This is a genomic window from Actinoplanes sp. NPDC051411, assembly GCF_040682075.1.
In the GTDB taxonomy this organism is placed as follows: domain Bacteria; phylum Actinomycetota; class Actinomycetes; order Mycobacteriales; family Micromonosporaceae; genus Actinoplanes.
The window spans coordinates 34630-56662 of the sequence record NZ_JBFBAD010000029.1; the positions used below are offsets into that span (position 1 = coordinate 34630).

Sequence of the window (22033 nt, forward strand, 5' to 3'; positions counted from 1 at the left end):
GGTCCGGTCATCACCCGGATATCCCGGTCGTCCGTTATCGGTCGGGCCGGTCGTGGTCGTCGGCCCGCGAGGTGAACGGTGTGGTCGACGTGACGGTCAGGTCGAAGGTTTCCTCGTCGTCGTCCTGGTCGTCGACGGCTCGCCGCCACTCCCAGTGGGCGGAGGACGAGTCCCGGCCGGCCAGATAGAGCGCGGCCACCGCCAGCATCACCGCGATCAGCGCACACCACAGCCCCCGCCCGTACGCCACCTTGAGCTGATCGCTGTTGAGCTCGAGCGTGTAGAGCCGCGAGAAGAGGCGACTCTGATCGCCCAGCAGCGAGGTGAGCGAGAGCACCACGCCGAGGACCGCCCCGCCGACGCCGAGCCCGGCCAGCCGTGCGTAGCGCCGCCCGGCCGGCGGCCCGAAAAGCGTGAGCACGATGGCCGCCACGAGCAGGAACAGCCCGGTCAGATAGGCGCCGCCGAACGCGCCGAGGTCGGCCAGGTCGGTCGGCAGCACCTTGTCGCCGAGCTCGCCGTTGCCCAGCGCCGCCGCGTCGACGGTGGTGACCTGCCACTCCGAGATCAGTGACGCGAACGCGGCCACCGCGGCGAGCGCCGCCCCGATCGGGACCAGCCGCCGGTCGCCGAGCAGTTCACGTCCGAATCCGCTCAGACTGCGGCGGCGCCGGACCGGCGCGGACTCGGGCTCGGAGCCGAACTCGATGACCGGGGGTGGCGAGGGGGAGGTGATCCCGAGGTCGATCGGCTGCTGCGGCACGGGCATGGAACCCATGATGACCCGTGCCCTGGTCGGCCGACCAGCCACACCGCGATGGACTAGCGTTTCGGTTATGCCTATCAACACTGCTACTGCGCGCTGGGAAGGGAACCTCCCCGAGGGTTCCGGCTGGATGAAGACCGGCAGGGGTGGTCTTCAGGGCAACTACTCCTTCAAGTCGCGCTTCGAGGAGGGCGAGGGGACCAACCCCGAGGAGCTCATCGGCGCCGCGCACGCCGGCTGTTTCTCGATGGCCTTCGCGAACGCGCTCTCCCAGGCCGGTTTCGTGCCCACCTCGGTCGACACGACCGCCCGGGTGAAGCTCGAGAAGACCGACTCCGGCTTCGCGATCACCAGCATCGCGCTCGAGACCACGGGCAACGTGCCGGGGGTCGACGAGGGCACGTTCCAGAAGATCGCCGAGGACGCCAAGGTGAACTGCCCGGTCTCCAAGCTGGTCTCCCCGGGCACCAACGTCACGCTGACCGCCACCCTGGTTTCCTGAACGACCCGCCGAACGTGCCGGTGCGCACGCACCGGCACGCTTGGCGCACAATGTGTTCGTGCCAGTGGAGATGAGCCGTGAGCGATTCGAGGAACTGGTCGGTGAGGCGCTTGACGAGGTGCCGGTCGAGCTGCTCTCTCTCATGAACAACGTGGTGTTCCTGGTGGAAGATTCTCCGCCGGGCGGTGGCGACGACCTGCTGGGGGTCTACGAGGGAACCGCCCTGACCGACCGCGGCTGGGACTATTCGGGCGCGCTTCCCGACCGCATCACGATCTTCCGCGTGCCGACCCTCAAGGTCTGTCAGACCGAGACCGATGTCATCGACGAGGTCGCCATCACCGTGGTGCACGAGATCGCCCACCACTTCGGCATCGACGACAACCGGCTGCACGAGCTGGGCTGGGCCTGACCACCACTTTTGGGTGCGCCACCTACCCTGGTTCGAAACACGTCTCAGGAGGTTGTGCATGCGCAGCGAGCTTTTCTCGAAGGACAACCTCGAGAAGGAGTCGACCCAGCCCGGCCTGCGTCTCCAAAACTCCAAGCTGCTCAAGGCCGAGCTCAACGGTGATTTCATGGCCCGCCAGGGTTCGATGGTGGCCTACCAGGGTCAGGTCCAGTTCGAGGCGCTCGGCTCGGGCGGGATCGGCAAGTTCATCAAGCAGAAGCTGACCGGCGAGGGCGTTCCGCTGATGCGGATCCGGGGCCAGGGCGACGTCTTCCTCGCCGAGCGCGCCGCCGACATCCACCTGATCGATCTCGAGCAGGGCGACGCGCTGTCGATCAACGGTGCCAACGTGCTCGCCTTCGACTCGACCCTGCAGTACGACGTGCGCATGACCAGCGGCGGCGCCGGCATGATGTCCAACGCCGGCCTGTTCAACTGCGTCTTCACCGGCTATGGCCGGATCGCGGTCACCACCAAGGGCACCCCGGTCGTGCTGACCGTCGACCAGCCGACCTACGTCGACCCGCAGGCCGCGATCTGCTGGTCGGCCAACCTGCAGACCGGCTTCCACCGGGCCGAGCAGCTCGGCCTGGGCACGCTGATCGGCCGCACCACCGGCGAGCGCTTCACGATGAGCTTCGCCGGGCAGGGCTTCGTCGTCGTGCAGCCGTCCGAGGAGACGACGCACGGCCTGGCCGGTGCCGGGGGCGGTGGCCAGCAGCAGGGCGGCGGCATCCTCGGCAACCTGCTCGGCAACTAGGCCCAGGATCAGACGGTCTCGCCGGCTCGGATCCGCGCCAACCAGGCGGCCGAGTCGGCGAAGTCGGTGTCGGACAGCCCCTTCGGCGACGCCACCGGTGCCTCCCGGGTCAGCCGGTGCCGCGGATAACTGCCGAGGAAGCGGACCTCGGCACAGATCCGGCGAAGGCCCTGAAGGGCCTCGCCGAGCCGCGGTTCGGCGACATGTCCGGAGCAATCGAGGAAGAAGACGTACGTCCCGAGCTGCTCGCCGGTCGGGCGGGACTCGATGCGGGACAGGTTGATACCGCGTACGGAAAGCTCGGTGAGCACCCCGACCAGCGTGCCCGCCTGGTCGTGCCGGATCGAGACGGCGAGTGAGGTGACGTCGTCGCCGGTCGGAAGGCCCGGAGGGCCCGGCCGGGTCAGCAGCGCGAAGCGGGTCACCGCGTCGGCGTGATCGGCGACCTTCTCGGCCAGCACGGTCAGGCCGTTACGCGGCACCCCGATCGGCGCGCAGAGGGCCGCGTCGTGCTCGCCCGAGGCCGCGCTGATCGCGGCGGCCGCGTTGGAGAGCATGTCGACCACGGTCGCGTCGGGCAGGTTGGCGAGCAGCCAGTTGCGGCACTGGGCCGAGGCCTGCGGGTGCGCCGCCACCGAGCGGATCTCGGCCAGCGGGGTGAGCCGCCGAGCGGCCAGCACGAACTCGACCGGCAGCAGCACCTCGCGGGTGATCATCAGCGTGCTGCCGGTGGCCAGCTCGTCGAGCGTGACCGGCACCGCGCCGCCGACCGAGTTTTCCAGCGGCACCAGCGCCGCGTCGGCGTCGCCCGCGCGCACCGCCTCGAGCGCCTCGGGCACGCTGCGGGCCGGAACGCGCAGGCCGTGCTCGGCGGCCGGGATCGTGCGCAGCGCCGCCTCGGTGAACGTGCCTTCGGGACCGAGGTAGACGAATCGGGTGGGTGGCGTGCCGGGCATCCCAAAAGTCTAGGCCCTGCCCGGCCGGCTTCCGGCCGGGCGGGCCCGGTCAGAAGCCGCAGGCGAGCACCCGGATGCCCGCGGGGGCGTCCTTCCGCAGCGGGTCGTTGCAGACGTCCGAGCCGGCGGCGACCAGCTGGAGGCCGGTGCCCGGGCCGACCGCGACCACGAACAGCGGATCCTGCTGGTCGCGGGGCTTGCTGGCCACCCCGGCCGCGACCAGCGACCAGTCGCCCGAGCAGTAGGGCCCGTCGAAGACCTTGAGCGTCTCCTTGGGGATGCCCGCCTTGCCTTTGATCAGCGTGAGCATCTGGGCGGCGGTCGGCTGGGTGGTGCCCGCGCACTTGGCCGCGTGCGACGGGGTCGGCGTCGGCGAGTTGGTGGTCGCCGGGGTCGTGGTGGCGACCGGCGGCGGCGGGTAACCGCCGTAGCCCGGATAGCCGCCCACGCCGGGGTAGGCCGGAGTCGGCAGGAGGCCGGTCGGCAGCGGGGCGCCGGTCACGGTCGGGAGGGCCGCCGACGGCACGGCTCCGGACGGCTGCCCGCTCGGCAGCGCGGAGAAGGGCGGGGAGGTCGGCAACGGCTGCGGTGGTTCGCCGCAGGCGGCGAGCAGCAGCGGTACGCCGCCGGCGAGCAGAGCCACGCTCAGGAGCGGCGTGAGTCGTGTGCGGGGGAACACGCCCGACATGGTAGGCCCGCCGGCTGAGCGGCCGTCAGGTGGCGATGCGGTGCCCGGCCGCGACCAGCGTGTCGACCGCCTCGCGCAGGCGCACGGCCGGCACCAGAAGGTAGTCGGTCGTGTAGGTCGAGAACGTCACGATGTTGACTCGGGCGTCGGCGAGCGGGCCGATCAGCGAGGCCAGCACCCCGGTGAGCGCGAGATCGAGCGGACCGACCACGCGCAGGCAGCGCCAGGCCGTGTCGGCGACCGCGTCCGCGGGCACCCGGTCGCTCGGGCAGATGATCGACAACTCGTCGGGGTCCCAGCTCAGGGAGATCACGCTCTTGTCGTCCGGCCCCCGGGTCAGCGAAGCGGGCAGCGGCGATCCGGCCGGCAGCCGGCACACCGCGTACTCCTCCGGCAGCAGGTCGAGATCAAGCATGAGGGCAGACTACGTTTCCGACGCGTTTCGCATAATCCCCGCACGGTGCGGTGAGCGCCACAAACCCCGGACGCGTCTAGTAGCGGACCGCGGAGAAGAACGTCAATGCGCCGAGAACCCGCTCGCCGTCAAGCAAGGGCGTGGAGATGGCGTCGACGGTCAACGGCGCCGCGCCCGGCTCGGGCACGACCCGCATGAGACCGCGGGCCAGCCGCCCGCTGCGGACGGCCAGCAGCGGCGGGATCTTGTCGGCCTCGGGATCCTCGAGGGCGCCCGCGTTGGCCGTGAAGTCGATCAGGGAGATCGCCGCGGTGAGGTGCTGACCGATCGCCTCGACCGGTTTGCCCAGACCCAGCAGCTCGCTGCAGGCGGGCGACAGGGCGGCGATCGCGCCCTCGGTGTTGATGATCAGACAGGGTTCGGCTGCGGCCATCACCGTGGACGTCCACCGCTCGACACTGCTCAGGAACTCGGCCTCGACCGGTGTCCGCGCCTGCGGCACGAACGCTCCCGAGAGTGAGAGCTCGACGTGCGCCACTCGCTCCTCCTCGCTCCTTCGAGCTCTCCGGGGTGCCGCGGTCTGGAGAGAAACGGACCGCGGCTCACCCGAAGGTTGCACTCAAAGGAACGTTACCGGCGAGCTGGGCGCTTGTCAGCGGCCGTTTGTCCGTCGCCGTACCAGCGATAGTCGCCGGCCGGGCGATAAGGCGCATTGGCCCAGGTGGCAGGGTTGTTGGCCACGGCTGAGAGTTTGCTCGCGGTGGCCGGCGAGATGCGCGCGCCACCGGCGATCAGCAGCCGGTCGAGCTCCTTGTCGGTGGCGACCAGGACCTCCTTGGGCAGGCCATGGACGCTGATCACGCCCGACCCGACGAAGGTGAGGACCGGGGTCACCGGCACGCTGAGGCCGACCGCGGCGGAGAGGGCCTTGCCCGCCCGGCGAGCCTCGCGGCGTGCCTCGGCGACGTAGGCCGGGCGCTTCCCGTTGATCTGCACGACGTCACCGGCGATCAGGACGCGGGCGCGGCCGTGGTCGGCCACGGTCACGGCGTAGACCCCGCCCGGGCCGATGGCCAGGAAGCCGGCGCGATCGTCGGCCGGGTCAGGTTCGGCATAGGTCGAGGACTCGGCGCGCGGCCAGTCCACGATGTGCCAGTTGGGTCCGAGGCGGTCGAGCCGGGTCAGCGCGCGGTTTCCGGCGGCCTCGAGACGACGGGCGTCCCGGTCGGCGCGGCGGCGGCGCATCCAGTCGACGGCGGTGATCCGAGGCTCCGAGGGGACTGGCAGGAGCTCGGTGTGGCGCTCGGGCGGTTGTAGGGCCTTACCTGGAGCGGGCAGAGCGGCAGGGCGTGCTGAGAAGACAGTCACTTTCGACCTCCGGCAAAAGGTCCTTGGGCTCTCTTTCCACTACCGTACGTGCTCGCCCCCATACAGAAGCAAGACACAGTAGGAGAAAGAAAGGGGAGTGAGTGGGGATGAATGCCACATTCACGCACCACGACTTCTTGCGTATGGCGCATCTCGAACTTTCTGCTCTCCCCGATCGGCCAGTTCAAGAACCAAGTTAGCCTCACCTTCGCTCCGGCGCACCGATGTCTCATGATCTAGTCAGAACGTCATCGAGCGACCGCACCGAGTATCGGAAGATCGACCGGTGGACTACGGTCGGGTCGTGGCGCACTACGTCGACAGTGAAGTCAGCCGCCTGCGGACCGTGATGCTCCATCGGCCGGGCCCTGAGCTGGCCCGACTCACCCCGCGGAACAACGACTCGCTGCTCTTCGACGGCATCCCGTGGGTCGGCCGGGCCCAGGAGGAACACGACGCTTTCGCCGAGGCGCTCCGCTCTCGCGGCGTGGAAGTGATTTACCTCGCTGAGTTGCTGGCCGAGACGCTCACCGTGCCCCACGCCCGGGAAGAGCTGATCTTCGGGGTGCTGGAGGACCGGCGGCTCGGCGAGACACTCCGGAGCAAGGTCGCCGACTTCCTGAACGACCAGGACGCGCTGCGCCTGGCCGAGATCCTCACCGGCGGGCTCGCCCACGAGGAGCTCAAGCCCAACCCCGGCGGCCTGGTCTACGAGATGATGCACCACCACGACTTCGTGATCGACCCGCTGCCCAACCTGCTCTTCACGCGCGACTCCTCGGTCTGGGTGCACGACCGGGTGGCGGTCACCAGCCTGGCCATGCCGGCCCGGCGGCGCGAGACCACGCTCACCAACGCGATCTACCGCTACCACCCGAGGTTCGCCGGCACCGGCGTGCTGTTCGACCCGGGCCTCGAACACCTCGAGGGCGGCGACGTGCTGCTGCTCGCGCCCGACGTGGTGGCGATCGGGGTCGGCGAGCGTACGACCCCGGCCGGCGCCGAGCGGCTGGCCCGCCGGGTCTTCGAGGCCGGCTCGGCCCACACCATCCTGGCCGTGCCGATCGCCCAGGAGCGGGCGACCATGCACCTCGACACCGTCTGCACGATGGTCGACGTCGACGCCGTGGTGATGTACCCGAACATCGCCCACGCGCTGCAGGCGTTCACGGTCGTGCCGGGCCCGGACGGCCATCCCCGGGCGAGCGGGCCGCGGCCGTTCCTCGACGCGGCGGCCGAGGCCATGGGCATCGACCGCCTGCGGATCATCGACACCGGCCTCGACCCGGTGACCGCCGAACGCGAGCAGTGGGACGACGGCAACAACACGCTCGCCATCGCCCCGCGCCTGTGCGTCGCCTACGAGCGCAACGTCGAGACCAACGCCCAGCTGGAACGGGCCGGCATCGAGGTGGTCCGCATCAGCGGCTCGGAGCTCGGCAGCGGCCGCGGCGGCCCGAGGTGCATGAGCTGCCCGGTCGACCGCGTGCCCTCCCAGCCACTAGCGCAAAGTTAGCTGGCGGCCGATCAGGCCCTGCTTGGCGCGGCGGGCGTCGGCGTCGAGCGGGCCGGTCTCGGCCAGCGTCTCGCCGTAGCGTTTGGCGAAGTCGGCCAGCGGGGCCTCCCAGTCGGGCGCCTCGGCCTCGCCCGGGATGTCCCAGACCGGCACCAGCAGGCCGTGGGCCCGGAACATGCCGGCGAACTTGGTGCCCTCGCCGAGCAGCAGGTCGCCGCTCGCGGAGAGCCGGGCCAGCGCGTCGAGGCCCTGATCTTCGGCCTCGGGCAGAACCCAGCGCACGTGGCCCTTGTCGGGCGCCACCCGGCACCAGTACGCCGCCCGGGCCGCCGACAACCGCACGGTCGGATAGATCGAGGCGTTGGCCCGTTCCAGCGACGCCTTCACGTTCGGGTCGTCGGCCTGGTCGGCGTCCAGCCAGTATTCGAAGCCGTCCTGCATCGTGATGTCGAGCGGGCCGTCGACCAGGATGTCCTGCAGGCGGGGGCCTTCGCCGGGCAGCGCCGGCACCGACACCGTGTCGCCGGGCTCGGTGCGCAGCGCGCTCAGGATCGCCACGGCCAGGTCGCGGGAGACGTCACCGGACTGCACGTGGCGCTGCAGCCCGATGAACACGCGGCCGTCCTGGCGGGTCATCGCCGGCCAGGCCATCGGCAGCACGGTCGACAGGGTGACCGGGCGATCGCCGTACTCCTCGATCACCTCGGGCCTGAGGGCGAGCGGCGCGGACGCGGCCGGCACCAGCTCGCGCAGCGCGATCCACTCCGTCTCGTCGGTCAGGCCCTCGAAGGGGCGGGCGACGAAGATGTCGCGCACCTTTTCGCGCTTGGGGGCGGCGGCGTTCTGGCGTGGGTTCCGGCGCTTGCTCACGGCGACACAGCCTAGGCGAGGCATCGTCGAAAGGGACACTCCGCCCGGACGTGTCGCATTCGATCAAGGACGGTCGTCAGGCGCGCGGCAACCGGACCTCGGCGGTCGTGCCGCCACCCTCCCGGGGGCGCAGGGACACCCATCCCTGCTGTCGCTCGACCAGCCGGCGTACGAGATAAAGCCCGAGCCCCGCCCCGGGGTGAGCCCGCCCCTCGCCGTTCGCCTCGGCCTGCCAGTAGCGCTCGAAGGCCCGCTCGACGTGCTCGGGCCGGATGCCGATGCCCCGGTCGGAGACCCGGAACCGCAGCGTCTCCTCGTCGGCCCCGGCGCACAGCTCGACCGGGGTGTCGGAGGGCGAGTATTTCTCGGCGTTGGTGGTCAGCTCGGTCAGGATGGTCGCGATCGAGTCGCGCTCGCCGTAGGCCTTGGGGAGCTCGGCCGGCAGGTTGTCGAGCACGAGCCGGCGGCGCAGGTCGGCCGGCAGCTCCTCGACCGCCGCCCGCAACGCCTCGGCCAGGTCGAACGGGCCGGCCGGGGCGACGCCCAGCTCGCCGTCCTCGCTGGCCGCCGAGAGCAGCCGGTCGACCAGGCGGGCCAGTTCGCCGGCCCGGGTCCCGATGATGCGCGCGGCCTCCTTGCGGCCCGCGTCGCCGAGGGAGTCCCAGTGGTGGGTCAGCGTGTCGGCGTACCCCTTGATGACGGTGACCGGGGTGCGCAGCTCGTGGCTGGTCACCGCGACCCAGAGGTCGCGGTTTTCCTGGCGGTGCACCCGGGCCGCCGCCTCGCGGGCGTCGCCGAAGACCGGCAGGCCGGACTCGAGGGAGTAGAGGCGCCCGACGTACGACGCGAGCAGCTCGAGCACGGCGTGGTGCTCAGGGCTCGGGTCGCCGGCGCCGGCGCCGAAGTAGACGTGCAGGGAGCCGAAGACCGTGTCGCCGGCTTCGCAGCGGGCGCCCAGCATCTGCCGCAGGTCGGCGCCCTCGATCTGGCGGGCGAACTCGTCGTTGACCGAGTCGAGTGGGATGAGCCGCGTGCGGTCACCCTGGCGGCGGTCGTCGCGGGAGACCCGGCGGCCGATCGCGTGCTCGCACACCCCGGTCGCGGCGACCACCCGGCCGTGGCCGGGAGCGTATTCGGCGAAGCCGGCGCCGAGGCCGCCGAGGATCTCCTGGGCCAGGCGTACGACCTGCTGGAGCACGGCGAGGCCCGCCTCGCCGGAGTTGATCCGGTCGAGGATCGCGATCTGACCGCGGGTCAGCGCGGCGTAGTCGGGACGGTCCGGCATGTTTGCGAGTGTCCCTCGCTTTCGAGGATTTGGGCAGATGGGCCGCCACAGAACTGCACGCCGGTCACTCCGGCGTGTCGGGTGTCACAGGGCGTTCAGGTGGTCGAGCACGAACTTCGGCCGGTCCGTGATCACACCGTCGACCTGTTGATCGAGCACCATCTTGAGGTCGACTTCGTCGTTGACCGTCCAGACGTACGCCTGGTGGCCGGCCGCCCGGACGGCCGGCAGCAGGCCGGGGCGCGATCGCACCAGGCCGACGCGGGGCCCGGCGATGCGCGCGCCGAACGGCAGCCGGCCGCGCCCGACCCCCGGCGGCAGCAGTTCGAGCAGGTAGACCGTCGGGATGCCCGGTGCCTGGACCCGGACGCGGCGCAGCGCGAGCGCGGCGAACGACATCACGGTCACCTGTACCGGCGAGTCGGGCCGGGGATCGGCCAGACCGTGCCGGCGCAGCAGCCCGACCAGCCGGCGCTCGACCTCGGCGCCGTAGCGTGACGGATGCTTCGTCTCGATGAGCAACCGCACCGGCCGCCCGCGGTCACGCAGAGCCTCCAGCAGCCGGTCGAGGGTGAGCAGCCGGGTGAGGTCGGGCAGCGGCTCCTCCTCGCCCGGGTAGCCCGGGTGCCAGGAGCCGAAGTCGAGCCGGTCGAGCTCGGCCAGGGTCTTGGTGCTGACCAGGCCGCGCCCGTTGCTGGTGCGGTCGAGCCGGCGGTCGTGGAAGCAGACCAGGTGCCCGTCGCGGGTGAGCCGGACGTCGCACTCGACGCCGTCCGCGCCCTCGTCGAGGGCGCGGAGGTAGGCCCCGAGCGTGTGCTCGGGGAGCGCGTCGGCCCCACCGCGGTGGGCGAAGACGAGCGGCCTGTTCATAGGACGCGGGCCGGTTGTCCGTTCTCGCTGGTCATTTCGCGGCCGGCGCCGGCCCACGACTGCATGCCGCCGTCGAGGTTGCGCACGTTGTCCCACCCGTTGCCGAGCAGGTAGGAGACGACCTGACCGGAGCGGCCGCCGGAGCGGCAGACCACGACCACGTCGACGTCGGTCGGGACCTCGGCCATGCGGGCCGGGATCTCCATCATCGGTACGTGGTGGGCGTCCGGCGCGTGGCCGGCCGCCCACTCGTCGGGCTCGCGCACGTCGAGCAGGTAGGCATCGGCGGGGACGTCGGCGGGGGCGACGCTGGGTACTTGCGGTCCGAACACGGTTTCAGCCTACGGGGTCGGTGTCAGCTCTTCTTGATGTAGGGACTCATCTGGTCGTTCTTCACGGCGTTGAACAGGGCCAGCGCCTTGTCCCGGTCCGAGAGCACGACCGACTGGCCGTCGACGTTGGCGCTGCCCTTGTTGGGCATGGTGATGAACGTCAGATCGCCGGCGCGGAGACTGTGGAACTTCACCGCCGCGTCGGTCAGCGAGAAGTCCTTGTCGACCGTGACCGCCTTGGTGACCGACTTGAGGAAGCCGTTGAGCTTGCTCGGGTTGGTCAGCACGCCGCTGCTCGACGCCTTCGCCATCAGGGCCTTCAGGAACTGCTGCTGGTGCTCCTCGCGGGCGAAGTCGCCGCGGGCGAACTGGTAGCGCTGCCGCACCCAGTCGAGCGCCTGGTCGCCGTTCATGTGCATCATGCCCTTTTTGAACACCCGGTGCGGCTTGTGGATCGAGGTGATGGTCTGGTCGACGTAGAGGTCGACGCCGCCGATCGCGTTGACCACATCCTTGAAGCCGCCGAAGTCGATCGCCACGACGTTGTCGACGTGCACGCCGGTCAGGCACTCGACCGTGTGCACCGCCCGGGGGAGACCGCCGAAGGCGAACGACGCGTTGATCTTGGCCCGACTGCCCTGGTCGCAGGGTGCGCTGTCGCTCTTGGGCACGGTCACCCAGGTGTCGCGGGGGATCGAGACGAGCTGAGCCGTTTTGTGGTCCTTCGGCACGTGCATCAGGATGATCGTGTCGCTGCGCCACGCGTTCGCCGCACCGTCGTTGGTGTCCGGGTCGCGCGAGTCGCTGCCCAGCAGCAGGATGTTCTGCGCGCCGTCGACCAGCGCTTTCGGCCGCTCGCCGGTGAGTGACGAGAACGCGTCGGTCCGCTTCAGCCCGTCGTCGAGGTTCGACGCGTAGCTGTAGAGCGAGATGCCGGCGATCAGGCCGATCACGACAACCGCGATGCCGGCCAGGAGAGCGATCCGGCCCCACTTGGGCCTCAGCCGCGGCTTGTATTCCTTGCCGGGCCGGTAGGGGCCGGGTGAACCACCCGCCGGCACGCCCGCCCGGCCGGACGACGGGATCGAGGCTCGACCGGACGAACTGCCGTAAGGGGACGTGGGTGCTGACATAAGACCAGGTTACGTACGCGAGCCCACCCTGCCCGGTCATCGACACCGGCTCGGCACAAAGGGGGGAGTAGAAGGGGGGTTGGCAGCAGTACTCCCCCCTTCACGCTGAGTAAACAACGGTCAGTGAGCGCCAAATCCGGTCAGGCTGCGGACCTCCAGTTCGGCGTACTTCGCGGTGTCGTCCTCCTTCGAGATCCTGGCGCCGATCCAGCCGCACAGGAAGCCGACCGGGATCGAGATGATGCCCGGGTTGGACAGCGGGAACCAGTGCCAGTCGTGGGCCGGGAACATGGCCGTCTCGGCGCCGGAGACGACCGGCGAGAAGAAGACCAGCACCACCGAGACGATCAGGCCGCCGTAGATCGACCAGAGCGCGCCCGAGGTGTTGAACCGGCGCCAGAACAGGCTGTAGATGATCGCCGGCAGGTTGGCCGACGCGGCGACCGCGAACGCGAGCGCGACCAGGAAGGCCACGTTCAGGCTCTGGGCGAAGATCGACAGGGCGATCGCGACCGCGCCGATCACCAGGGCGGAGATCCGGGCGACCTTGACCTCGTCCCGCTCGGCGGCGTTGCCCCGGCGGATCACGTTGGCGTAGAAGTCGTGCGCCACGCTCGACGACGACGCCAGCGTGAGGCCGGCGACCACGGCCAGGATGGTGGCGAAGGCGACCGCGGCGATCACGGCCAGGAAGATCGAACCGCCGGTGTCGCCGCCCAGGTAGCGGTGCCCGAGTTCCTGGGCCAGTTGGGGCGCGGCGGTGTTGCCGGCCTTGTCCTGCGCGGTGATCGCCTTGCCGCCGACCAGAGCCGCCGCGCCGAAGCCGAGGGCCAGGGTCATCAGGTAGAAGACGCCGATGATGCCGATCGCCCAGAGCACGCTCTTGCGGGCCACCCGGGCGGTCGGCACGGTGTAGAACCGGGTCAGGATGTGCGGAAGGCCAGCCGTGCCGAGGACCAGGGCGATGCCGAGCGAGAGCAGGTCCATCTTGCTGTAGAAGGTGTCCAGCGAGCTGGCCTTCTCGACGCCGTAGCGCAGGCCGGGTTCGAGGAAGGCGGAACCCTTGCCGGACTGGGCGGCCGCGTCACCGAGCAGCGACGACAGGTTGAACTTGTAGTGCGCCAGCACCAGCACGGTCATCAGGAAGGCGCCGATCATCAGCATGAACGCCTTGGTGATCTGGACGTACGTGGTGCCCTTCATGCCGCCGACCACCACGTAGACGATCATGAGGGCGCCGACCAGGATGATCGTCCAGACCTTGGCCGCGCCGGCGGTCAGGCCCAGGAACGTGTCGTCACCCTTGATCCCGAGCAGCAGGGAGACCAGGGCGCCGGCGCCGACCATCTGGGCGATCAGATAGAAGATCGACACGACGATGGTGGAGACGCTGGCGGCGGTACGGACCGGGCGCTGACGCATCCGGAAGGCCAGCACGTCGGCCATCGTGTAGCGGCCCGAGTTGCGCAGGAACTCGGCCACCAGCAGCAGCGCGACGAGCCAGGCGACCAGGAAGCCGATCGAGTAGAGGAAGCCGTCGTAGCCGTACAGGGCGATCAGGCCGGCGATGCCGAGGAACGAGGCCGCCGACATGTAGTCGCCGCCGATCGCCATGCCGTTCTGCCAGCCCGAGAACTGCCGGCCACCGGCGTAGAAGTCGGTTGCGGTACGGGTCTGCCGGCTCGCCCAGATGGTGATCGCCAGGGTGATCGCCACGAAGATCAGGAACAGGACGATGGTCAGGGTGCGCGAGGTGGACGTGGTCCCCTCGGCGGCCAGGAAGTGGGTGTGCATCACTTCACCGCCTCTCCGTCGAGGCCGGACTTGCGGTCCAGTCCGGCTTTGATGGCGTCCGCGAGCGGATCGATCTTCTGGGCGGCGTAGCGCGAGTAGTACCAGGCGATCAGGAACGTGGACACGAACTGCAGCAGCCCGAAGATCAGGGCCACGTTGATGTTGCCGACCACCTTGGCGCCCATGAACCCGCGCGCGTACGCGGAGAGCAGCACGTAGAGCAGGTACCAGAGGAAGAACGCCACCGTCATCGGGAAGACGAAGTTGCGGAGCGTCGTCCGCAGCTTGGCGAAGTCGGGGGAATCCTGGGTAGCTCGATATCTGTCGTCCGAGGACGCGGGCACTTCTGGCACTTCGGGAACTTCGGGTACTTCGGTCGTCACCGGGACTCACCACCCTCATGTGTGGGCGCGGACTTTCCCGGCAACGTATGGATAGATGGGTCTCTAGCTAAGACTCCGGTCGGTGGCTGCGCCCAGCGGCTTTCTCGCTGCGCCGAGCGGGTCAGCGGTCGGTCGTTAAACGGTCACGTTCCGATATCGGCCGCGGTAGTGGACCAGGGGAGCCGGCTCCGGGCCCATCGTGACGGTCTCGATGACCGCCTCCACCAGCAGCGCCCAGCCGCACCGCCGGTGGCTCTCCAGGCGGCAGCCGGCCCACGTGCCGATGTGCGCCGGGACGGGTCCGTAGGGAGTCGACGTCCAGTCACCGGTCGCGAAGAGGCCGCCCGGCGCGGGCGTCAGTCCGGCGAACCGGTCGGCCAGCTGCTGATCGGCCGGGGTCAGCGGGGTCACGGCGAATCGCCCGGCTTCCGCCGTCGCCTCCCAGAAGTCGGCCTCCTCGTCGATCAGCCCGAGGACGCGGCCCGGTTCACCGTCGGCGACCAGGATCGAGGAGACGGTGAGGCCCTTGCGCCGCGGCGAGGTCCAGAGGGTCACCGGCGCGGCGAGACGGCCGCGCAGACGGCGTACGTCCGACTTGTCGCCCTCGGGTGTGGCGAAAGGGTCGCTGGTGTGGATCGTCACGTCCGCCATTGTGTCCCCTTAACGGGGGACGCTGATTGCAGATGCTGTATTGCACTATCCGTGCACATAGATCGGTGGGTAGGTTCGGTGGCCGGGGGAACAGCGGAGGAGGCCCGCGGATGTATCCCGAGAGCCCGCAACCAGGCGACGTGGTTCAGGTCGACGGCGACGCCAGCGTGCAGTTCCAGGGCGACCGGTCGATGACCTTCCGGGTAACCCGGGTCGATCCGCGCAGCACCTACGACGGGTGGCTGTGGCTGGAAGGCCATGTGCTCGGCCCGGCCGGCAACGCCCTGCAGCGCCGGCGCATCTTCGTGCGCCAGGAGGGCCTCCATGCGGCAGGACAGGCGCTAGGTCGCTAGATTCTGAGAGATCGTCGCGAGTAGCTCGGGCATGCGGCGGTCGAGCAGGTCACCCGACCCGCCGACACTGATCAGATAGGCCCCCAGGCCGTAAGCGGCACCGGCCGGCAGGCCGATCCACCACCAGACCGGGCCCAGGAAGTAAGCCACGATCTGCAGCGGCAGGCTGCCGATCACGGCGCCGAGCAGCACGCCCACGGTGAGCAGTCCCTTGGCCATCCCGCCGCCGGACGACATCGCGAACGGGCTCGCGTTCTCGGGCAGCGGATAGGCGGCCCGGATCGAGACCGGCAGGACCAGGGCCAGGCCGACGCCGTACGACGCGAGCAGCAGGCCGAACTCGCCGGCGATCGTCCACGGCCGGCCCGAGATCGCGCCGATCACGATCGCGTCGACGGCGAACAGCGGCACCACGTAGATCGCGTGGGCGATCACCCGCGACTGGATCTCGACGCGCCCGGGGACGCCGGCGACGATGTTGGCCGCGTACGCGTTGCCGTCCATGCCGAACTGGTTGGCCAGGGCCATCGCGGCCAGTCCGCCGACCAGGATGACGAGCGCGCCGGGCGAACCGTCGCCGATCGACAGCGAGACCGGCAGGAACAGGCCGGCCACCATCAGCGTGACCAGGGTGGCCCGGCGGCGGGTCTCGCGGAACCAGTACCGCATCTCGCGGGCGATCAACGCGCCGGACCGGGTGGCGGGCAGGCCGCGCGGCAGGAGGCGGCCGACCGGAGTGCGCACCCGGCCGCCCGCCCGGGCCCCGCCCGCCCGGGCCCCGCCCGCCCGGGCCGGGCCTCGGCCGGCCGACGAGGTGCCGAGCATGGCCCGCTCCAGCGTCCGGCCCCACCACCAGAGCAGGGCGGCTCCCGCGGCGAGCGTGATGATCAGCCGTACCGGAACGGCCCAGTAGCGCCCGGCCGCCACGTCGAGGCCGAGCGAATAGGGCGCTCCGATCGGCGTCCAGCCCAGCGCGTCGGCGAGGTAGGCGACCGTGTCCCAGTCGGCGCGCTGGGCGGCCGAGAGAACCAGCAACTGCAGCGGGCCGAGCAGGGCGGCCACGACCGCGAGCAGGATGGTGGCCAGGTCACGGGCCCGGCGCGACCGCAGCGCCTCGGCGAACGCGCTGGTCACGGCCCGGCTCAGGGCCACGCCGAGCAGCAGGCCGAGCACGATCCCGGCCAGTTCGGTGAGGGCGGCGACCGGGCCGCCGAGACGGGCCGCGGTGTCGACCATGCCGAGCGTCGCGACCAGAGTGGACAGTGCCGGAATGCCGACGAGCGCGGCGGTGAACAGGCCCGCGATCAGCGTGCGGCGGCGCAGCGGCAGCAGGGCGAACCGGGCCGGATCGAGGGACTCGTCGACGCCGAAGAACAGCAGCGGCAGGAACAGCCAGCCCAGCACCAGGACGCCGCCGGCCAGCGGTAGCGCGATGTGGGCCGCCTGCTGATCGCCGAGCACGCCCGGAACGGCCAGGCCGGCGTAGCCGAGGATCGCGAAGAGGCCGCCGGAGAGCACGCCGAGCACGAACAGCGCGATGCGGGCCGGCCTGCCCCGCAGCCCGTTGGCGGTCAGCTTGAGCTTGAGCCGGACAAACGTCACAACCACGCCAGCTCCGAGCCGGTCGCGACCCGGCCGCCGACCACCTGCACGAAGACGTCCTCGAGGGAGCGGCCGCCGCGCACCCGGTCGAGCGGGCCGTGCATCCGCAGCACGCCGTCGGACATGATCGCCACGTGGTCGCAGAGCCGTTCCACGACCTCCATGACGTGGCTGGAGAAGACCACGGTGCCGCCGCCCGCCACGTACCGCTGGAGGATGTCGCGGATCAGCGCGGCCGATACCGGGTCGACCGCCTCGAACGGTTCGTCGAGCACGAGCAGCCGCGGCGCGTGCAGCAGCGCGCAGGCCAGGCCGATCTTCTTCTTCATGCCGGCCGAATAGTCGACGACCAGCGTGCGGTTGCCGGCGCCCAGTTCGAGAACCTCGAGCAGCTCGTGGGCCCGCTGGTCGACCGTCGACGCGTCCATGCCGCGGAGGAGTCCCTGGTAGGCGAGGAGTTCGGGGCCGGAGAGGCGATCGAACAGGCGTACGCCGTCGGGCAGCACGCCGAGTCTCGCCTTGGCCGCCGCCGGGTCGCTCCACACGTCGTACCCGAGAAGGAAAGCCTGACCGGCGTCGGGCCGCAGGAGGCCGACGGCCATGGACAACGTCGTGGTCTTGCCGGCCCCGTTGGGGCCGAGGAGGCCGAAGAACGACCCGGCCGGGACCTCCAGGCTGACCTGGGCCACCGCGAGCTTGGTGTCGAAGTGCTTGACCAGGCCGCGGAGCGACATCGCCGCGGCCGGGGGCTCGGGCGGGCGCTGAGCGGGTATGGCCGAGGTCATGCTGGTCAAGCTAGTCAACGGGAACGGGGCCCGGCCACCCCGTAAGCAGGGGTGATCCGGGCCCGAACGTACCGAGCGTGATCATCCCACCCGTTCGATGATCGCGTGCCGGATGAGGAGCTTGCCGTCCTCGTGGATCTGGTTGAACGCGGCGTCGTTGAGCAGGACGCAGCTGCCCGAGGGCTCGGTGACCTTGACGGTGATGCTCTTGTTGTTGTCGGTGTTGGTCACCTTGAGCGAGGTGCCGATCGGGAAGGCGTTGCTGGAGGCCGCGGGCGCGCCCGCGGTGCCGGAGAGCGTCACCGTGGATCCCTTGCAGACGACGTCGCCCGCGCCGGACCCGGCCGCGTTACCCGAGCCGGCATTTCCGGCATTTCCGTTTTCTGCCTTGCCGCCGTTGTTCGCCGACTGGGCGGGAGGCGCGGCCGGGGCGGCCCCAGCGGCCGGAGCGGCCTCGGTGCACCCCGCCGCCTTCCGGGTCACGTTGATGTTGTCGATGACCTGCCGTCGGTTCTCGATGTTGGCCGCCGAGACCCCGGTCGGATGCGCCTGCTGATCGGCGATGAAGTTCAGATTGTTCTGAATCGCCTGATCGAACCCCGCGCACGCCGCGGCGTTGTTCTCGCTGGCCCCGCTGACGCCGGTGCTGATCGCCCAGGCCCCGCCGACGATCGCCGCCGCGGTCACGCCGATGACCACCTTGCGCGCCCGGCTCGACATCCGGTTCCGACGGTTTCGGTACATGACCCGCTCCTCCAGTAGGTGATCGATCGCTCAGCACCGATCACTACGGGGCGGTAACCAAGGGCGGATCATGCCGCTCGCCTTAAAGAACCTTAAATCCGAACCGCCTCGGGCGCGTGCAGGCGAAGCATGGTCGCACCGATGTCACGGGGCACGCGGCGCGCGGTCAGCAGCGAACCGCCGATCATCACCAGGAACGCCAACGGAACCGTCCACGCCGCGGGCTGGCCGATCACCTCGGCGACCCATCCGTGCAGCGGCGACCCGAGCACCGTGATCATGACGGCGGTCATCGACGCGCCGCCTCCGGCCAGCACCCCGGCAATGGCGCCGACGTCGGTCAAGCCGCGCCACCAGATGCCGAGCACCAGCAGCGGGCAGAAACTCGACGCCGCGACCGCGAACGCCAGCCCGACCACCCGCGAGACGTCCATGTCGGACACATAGAGCGACAGCCCGATCGGCAACGCGGCGGCCAGCACGGTGGCGAGCCGGAAGTCGCGCACCGACCCGCCCCGGTCGGCGTGCAGCACGTCGGTGAAGACCACCCCGGCCACGCTGGTCAGCAGGCCGGACGAGGTCGAGAGGAAGGCGGCGAGAGCGCCCGAGGTCACCAGCGCACCGAGGAGACGGCCGAGATGACCGCCGCCGAGGGCGGCTTCCGGCATGAGCAGTACGACCGCGTCGGTGCGACCGGTCATCAGCAGTTGCGGGGTGTAGATGCGGCCGAGGACGCCGTACAGGGTCGGGAGCAGATAGAACAAGCCGACCAGGGCGAGCACGACCAGCGTGGTGCGCCGGGCCGCCGCGCCGTCCGGATTGGTATAGAAGCGGACCAGCACGTGCGGCAGGCCCATCGTGCCCAGGAACGTGGCCAGAATCAGCGAATAGGTGGAGAACAGGCTGTCGTCGCCGCCCGGCCGCAACCAGTCCGGGCCGAAGGTCGCGTCGACGGTGCTGACCTGCGGCACCGGGTCGCCGGCGGCGAAGTTCAGCTCCTGTCCCTTGTGTACGGTCATGCCGTCGACCAGCGCGTCCTGGTCGATCACGACCGTGGTGGCGACCGGGAAGGTCAAGCCGGCCGCCGGGGTCACGGCCGGGCGGGCGTCCGACTGCCACTGCAACACCAGGAAGATCACGGGTACGGCGAGCGCGGTCAGCTTCAGCCAGTATTGAAACGCCTGCACGAAGGTGATCGCCCGCATCCCGCCGAGGGCCACGTTGGCGGTCACCACCAGGCCGACCAGCAGCGCGCCCCAGGCGTACGAGCCGCCGGTGACCGTGGTGAAGGTCAGGCCCGCGCCCTGCAGTTGCGGCACCAGATAGAGGCAGCCGATGAAGACCACGAACACGGTGGCGAGCCGCCTCAGCTGGAGTGACCGCAGCCGCACCTGGCAGAAGTCGGGCAGCGTGAACGCCCCCGAGCGGCGCAGCGGGGCGGCCACGAACAGCAGCAGAGCCAGGTAGCCGGCCGCGAACCCGACCGGATACCAGAGCACGTCGACGCCGTACCGCAGGACCAGGCCGGCCACTCCCAGGAAGGAGGCGGCGGAGAGGTATTCGCCGCTGATCGCGGCCGCGTTCCAGGACGGGCTCACCGACCGGGAGGCGACGAGGAAATCCGAGGTGGTGCGGGCGAATTTGAGGCCGTACACGCCGATGCCGACGGTCACCAGCACGACCAGGAGCAGGCCGGGGACGACGTACGGGTTCACTGCTCGGGCCTGCGGATCACCGCGATGAAGTCCTGCTCGTTGCGTTCCGCCCAGCGCACATAGGCCCAGCCCACGCCGGCCAGGAACGGGAACGACAGCACCCCGAGCAGCAGCCACGGCAGCTCGATGCCGAGCACCTTGACCTCGCCGACCGCCGGCGCGACCGCGAACAGCAGCGGCAGGGCGCCGAGCCCGGTCACCACGACCAGCGCCATCCGCAGGGCGAGCGCGAGCTGGGCGCGGACCAGGCCTTTGACCAGCGCCTCACCCACCGGGGTCTGTTCCGCGAGGTCGGAGCGGGCGCGATCCTGGGCGGGGCGGCGCAGGGCCGCCTCGCCCAGGACCACACGGGTACGCCGTGTGCCCGTCCCGCCGTCGCCGTCCATGCCCGGAGTCTTACCGTCCGGGCGAAGTTGTCAAGCCGGCGGGTTGTCGAGGCCGCCGGGTTCTCAAGGGCACCGGGTTCTCAAGGGCATCGGGTCGTCAAGGGCATCGGGTCGTCAAGGGCATCGGGTCGTCAAGGGCACCGGGTCGTCAAGGGCGCCGGCAGACCGGGCCGGCCGTCAGGATGTGCCGGGCCCGCTCGCGGCCCAGATTCCACTGCCGCCAGTCATCGGAGCCGATCAGCTGTCGGCGCAGATCGGCGAGCACGCAGTCGCTCGTGACACGGTCGGCGTACTTCGCCACCGCCGGCACCGCGTCCGGCGACAGGGTGCCGAGGTAGTAGGCGTCGACGGTGCGGCTCTGCCGAAGGTTGTGCCCGGCGATCAGCGCGTCCGGGTTGGCCGCGGCCAGCGCGAGCAGCGCGAGCACCCCGGCCGCGATCGCCGCCCGGGGCAGCCAGGGCGCCCGGATCCAGACCCCGGCGACCAGCACCATGACCAGCACCAGCCCGAACCAGCCCTCGCAGCAGGCGACCAGCAGCCGCAGCCGGGTCAGCCCGTACGTGTCGGTGTAGACCTGGATGCGCAGCAGCGCCGAGGCGACGACGACCAGCGTGAGCGTCGCCAGGGTGCCCAGGATCGAACGCAACAGCACCCGGTCGAGCGTGGTCGTGCGGGGCGCCCAGCGAGCGGCCCCGGCCAGCACGATCAGGGTCAGAGCGGTGACGAAGGAGAGCTGCCAGAACCCGCCCCGGGCATAGTCGGCGTAGGTCAGCCCGTCGGTGTCGCGGACGTGCCGGTTCCCGCCGAACAGAACCGCCAGCTGCACGGCCACGAACCCGGCGAACAGCAGCACCAGCAGGCCGAGCGGCACCGCCCACTCGATCCGGTTGACCTTGCGGCCCTCGGTATGGTCCAACTTGGACAGATCCGCCGGCGCGGCGCGCAGGTAGGCGGCCCCGGCCAGCAGCGGGACGGCCACGGCGAGCACGAAGATCCAGCGGGCGACCGTGCCGCCGTCGATCGTCGGGATGACGTCGCCGAGCACCTGCGCGAACGCGTCGTCGGCCGAGGCGAAGAGCGCGCCGAAGACGACCAGCAAGGCTGCCGAGACGGCGATGGTGGCCACGATGCGTACGGGCGGAGAGCCGCCGGCGGGCCGGCGCACCCGGGCCAGACCGCGGGTTATCCAAGGGAGCGCGCGCAGCGCGGCGACTGGGCCCATCAGATAGCCGGCCGCGATCGCCCGCATCGACCGGCCGCCGGCCAGCGCGAGCGTTCCGGTCAGGGTGGCCACCGCGAGGGAGAGCAGGAACAGCCATCCGGCCGAGCGGAACGTGCCGACCGCCAGCAGGGCCACGGTCGCGGTCGCCCAGCAGTAGCGGTCCCAGCCCGCTGCCCTCGCCGTCTTTCGCGCGGGAAGCGGTGCGGGCAGGCCGGCCGGGCGGCGTTCGGGGATCGCGCGGGCCACGATCAGCGCGGCGGTGCCGGCGATCCCGGTGATCAGCCAGCCGAGGCCGGGGCGGTCGAGGGGCAGGCTGAGTGCGGCGATGACCGCGGCGACGCCGACCGCCAGCAACGTGACCGGGCCGGCCGGGCGGCCCGCGCCCGGCCAGCCTCGCAGCCACGGCGAGACCGCGGGCCAGGGTCCGTTCAGGGGAGGTATCGGCGGCTGTACTTTGGTCGGGGCGATAGTCACGTCTTGACCTCC

25 protein-coding genes are annotated in these 22033 nt (G+C 70.7%); 5 read left to right on the forward strand and 20 right to left on the reverse strand.

The features are described 5' to 3' along the window. Nucleotides 1-34: 34 nt before the first annotated feature. Nucleotides 35-769, reverse strand: a complete 735-nt coding sequence (locus AB0M88_RS18055; RefSeq protein WP_364102795.1) for a hypothetical protein — start codon at nucleotides 767-769, stop codon at nucleotides 35-37. A 67-nt stretch (nucleotides 770-836) separates the two neighbouring features. Between AB0M88_RS18055 and AB0M88_RS18060 the strand changes: the two genes are divergently transcribed. The 3 genes from AB0M88_RS18060 to AB0M88_RS18070 all read left to right on the forward strand — a co-directional run bounded on the left by AB0M88_RS18060 (nucleotide 837) and on the right by AB0M88_RS18070 (nucleotide 2479). Next, on the forward strand, nucleotides 837-1268 hold the full coding sequence (locus AB0M88_RS18060; protein WP_364102798.1) for an OsmC family protein: 432 nt from the start codon (nucleotides 837-839) through the stop codon (nucleotides 1266-1268). 64 nt (nucleotides 1269-1332) lie between these two features. Then, nucleotides 1333-1680 carry a metallopeptidase family protein gene (locus tag AB0M88_RS18065; RefSeq protein ID WP_364102957.1) on the forward strand — a complete coding sequence of 116 codons (348 nt, stop codon included), beginning with the start codon at nucleotides 1333-1335 and terminating at the stop codon, nucleotides 1678-1680. A gap of 58 nt (nucleotides 1681-1738) precedes the next feature. After that, nucleotides 1739-2479 (forward strand): AIM24 family protein, encoded by a 741-nt coding sequence (locus tag AB0M88_RS18070; protein WP_364102801.1) that lies wholly within the window; start codon nucleotides 1739-1741, stop codon nucleotides 2477-2479. A gap of 8 nt (nucleotides 2480-2487) precedes the next feature. Here AB0M88_RS18070 and pheA read toward each other — a convergent pair whose 3' ends face one another. From pheA to AB0M88_RS18095, 5 genes are all read right to left on the reverse strand, one after another. Continuing rightward, nucleotides 2488-3435, reverse strand: a complete 948-nt coding sequence (gene pheA / locus AB0M88_RS18075; RefSeq protein ID WP_364102804.1) for a prephenate dehydratase — start codon at nucleotides 3433-3435, stop codon at nucleotides 2488-2490. Nucleotides 3436-3484: 49 nt separating this feature from the next. Beyond that, nucleotides 3485-4114, reverse strand: a complete 630-nt coding sequence (locus AB0M88_RS18080) for a hypothetical protein (RefSeq protein WP_364102807.1) — start codon at nucleotides 4112-4114, stop codon at nucleotides 3485-3487. A 34-nt stretch (nucleotides 4115-4148) separates the two neighbouring features. Continuing rightward, nucleotides 4149-4538 carry an ACT domain-containing protein gene (locus tag AB0M88_RS18085; RefSeq protein WP_364102810.1) on the reverse strand — a complete coding sequence of 130 codons (390 nt, stop codon included), beginning with the start codon at nucleotides 4536-4538 and terminating at the stop codon, nucleotides 4149-4151. Between the two features lie 76 nt (nucleotides 4539-4614). Further along, entirely contained in the window at nucleotides 4615-5076 is a 462-nt protein-coding gene (locus AB0M88_RS18090) for a hypothetical protein (protein WP_364102812.1), read from the reverse strand. A gap of 92 nt (nucleotides 5077-5168) precedes the next feature. Continuing rightward, on the reverse strand, nucleotides 5169-5783 hold the full coding sequence (locus AB0M88_RS18095; RefSeq protein WP_364102815.1) for a hypothetical protein: 615 nt from the start codon (nucleotides 5781-5783) through the stop codon (nucleotides 5169-5171). 427 nt (nucleotides 5784-6210) lie between these two features. On the opposite strand from AB0M88_RS18095, the gene AB0M88_RS18100 reads away from it, so the two are divergent. Continuing rightward, complete coding sequence (locus AB0M88_RS18100; protein ID WP_364102960.1) at nucleotides 6211-7422, forward strand: arginine deiminase; 1212 nt, start codon at nucleotides 6211-6213, stop codon at nucleotides 7420-7422. Here the strand turns inward: AB0M88_RS18100 and AB0M88_RS18105 are convergent. The 8 genes from AB0M88_RS18105 to AB0M88_RS18140 all read right to left on the reverse strand — a co-directional run bounded on the left by AB0M88_RS18105 (nucleotide 7408) and on the right by AB0M88_RS18140 (nucleotide 14731). Beyond that, the gene (locus AB0M88_RS18105) at nucleotides 7408-8316 is read right to left on the reverse strand and encodes a DUF5926 family protein (protein WP_364102818.1); all 909 of its coding nucleotides are present in this window, start codon (nucleotides 8314-8316) and stop codon (nucleotides 7408-7410) included. The genes AB0M88_RS18100 and AB0M88_RS18105 overlap by 15 nt on opposite strands. Before the next feature lie 52 nt (nucleotides 8317-8368). Beyond that, entirely contained in the window at nucleotides 8369-9577 is a 1209-nt protein-coding gene (locus tag AB0M88_RS18110) for a HAMP domain-containing sensor histidine kinase (RefSeq protein WP_364102821.1), read from the reverse strand. Nucleotides 9578-9661: 84 nt separating this feature from the next. Next, nucleotides 9662-10447 carry a glycerophosphodiester phosphodiesterase family protein gene (locus tag AB0M88_RS18115; RefSeq protein WP_364102824.1) on the reverse strand — a complete coding sequence of 262 codons (786 nt, stop codon included), beginning with the start codon at nucleotides 10445-10447 and terminating at the stop codon, nucleotides 9662-9664. After that, on the reverse strand, nucleotides 10444-10779 hold the full coding sequence (locus AB0M88_RS18120) for a rhodanese-like domain-containing protein (RefSeq protein ID WP_364102827.1): 336 nt from the start codon (nucleotides 10777-10779) through the stop codon (nucleotides 10444-10446). Before AB0M88_RS18120 ends, AB0M88_RS18115 begins: the two co-directional genes overlap by 4 nt. Before the next feature lie 23 nt (nucleotides 10780-10802). Further along, the gene (locus AB0M88_RS18125) at nucleotides 10803-11912 is read right to left on the reverse strand and encodes an LCP family protein (RefSeq protein ID WP_364102830.1); all 1110 of its coding nucleotides are present in this window, start codon (nucleotides 11910-11912) and stop codon (nucleotides 10803-10805) included. Nucleotides 11913-12032: 120 nt separating this feature from the next. Further along, nucleotides 12033-13706 (reverse strand): cation acetate symporter, encoded by a 1674-nt coding sequence (locus AB0M88_RS18130; RefSeq protein ID WP_364102833.1) that lies wholly within the window; start codon nucleotides 13704-13706, stop codon nucleotides 12033-12035. Then, a complete protein-coding gene (locus tag AB0M88_RS18135) occupies nucleotides 13706-14050 on the reverse strand; it encodes a DUF485 domain-containing protein (RefSeq protein ID WP_364102836.1) in 345 nt (114 codons plus the stop codon). The genes AB0M88_RS18130 and AB0M88_RS18135 overlap by 1 nt, the downstream gene beginning before the upstream one ends. Nucleotides 14051-14224: 174 nt before the next feature. Further along, nucleotides 14225-14731 (reverse strand): flavin reductase family protein, encoded by a 507-nt coding sequence (locus AB0M88_RS18140; protein WP_364102839.1) that lies wholly within the window; start codon nucleotides 14729-14731, stop codon nucleotides 14225-14227. 119 nt (nucleotides 14732-14850) lie between these two features. Here AB0M88_RS18140 and AB0M88_RS18145 point away from each other — a divergent pair, with 119 nt between their 5' ends. After that, nucleotides 14851-15093 (forward strand): hypothetical protein, encoded by a 243-nt coding sequence (locus tag AB0M88_RS18145; RefSeq protein WP_364102842.1) that lies wholly within the window; start codon nucleotides 14851-14853, stop codon nucleotides 15091-15093. Here AB0M88_RS18145 and AB0M88_RS18150 read toward each other — a convergent pair. The 6 genes from AB0M88_RS18150 to AB0M88_RS18175 form a co-directional block, all read right to left on the reverse strand. Further along, on the reverse strand, nucleotides 15082-16701 hold the full coding sequence (locus AB0M88_RS18150) for an ABC transporter permease (protein WP_364102845.1): 1620 nt from the start codon (nucleotides 16699-16701) through the stop codon (nucleotides 15082-15084). The genes AB0M88_RS18145 and AB0M88_RS18150 overlap by 12 nt on opposite strands. Continuing rightward, nucleotides 16692-17480, reverse strand: coding sequence for an ABC transporter ATP-binding protein (locus tag AB0M88_RS18155; protein ID WP_364102848.1), 789 nt, complete (start codon nucleotides 17478-17480; stop codon nucleotides 16692-16694). Before AB0M88_RS18155 ends, AB0M88_RS18150 begins: the two co-directional genes overlap by 10 nt. 81 nt (nucleotides 17481-17561) lie before the next feature. Further along, a complete protein-coding gene (locus AB0M88_RS18160; protein WP_364102851.1) occupies nucleotides 17562-18224 on the reverse strand; it encodes a hypothetical protein in 663 nt (220 codons plus the stop codon). Nucleotides 18225-18316: 92 nt separating this feature from the next. Then, entirely contained in the window at nucleotides 18317-19939 is a 1623-nt protein-coding gene (locus AB0M88_RS18165) for a cation acetate symporter (RefSeq protein ID WP_364102854.1), read from the reverse strand. Then, nucleotides 19936-20325 carry a hypothetical protein gene (locus tag AB0M88_RS18170; RefSeq protein ID WP_364102857.1) on the reverse strand — a complete coding sequence of 130 codons (390 nt, stop codon included), beginning with the start codon at nucleotides 20323-20325 and terminating at the stop codon, nucleotides 19936-19938. The genes AB0M88_RS18165 and AB0M88_RS18170 overlap by 4 nt, the downstream gene beginning before the upstream one ends. A gap of 148 nt (nucleotides 20326-20473) precedes the next feature. Then, on the reverse strand, nucleotides 20474-22021 hold the full coding sequence (locus AB0M88_RS18175) for a DUF4153 domain-containing protein (protein ID WP_364102860.1): 1548 nt from the start codon (nucleotides 22019-22021) through the stop codon (nucleotides 20474-20476). Between the last annotated feature and the right edge of the window lie 12 nt (nucleotides 22022-22033).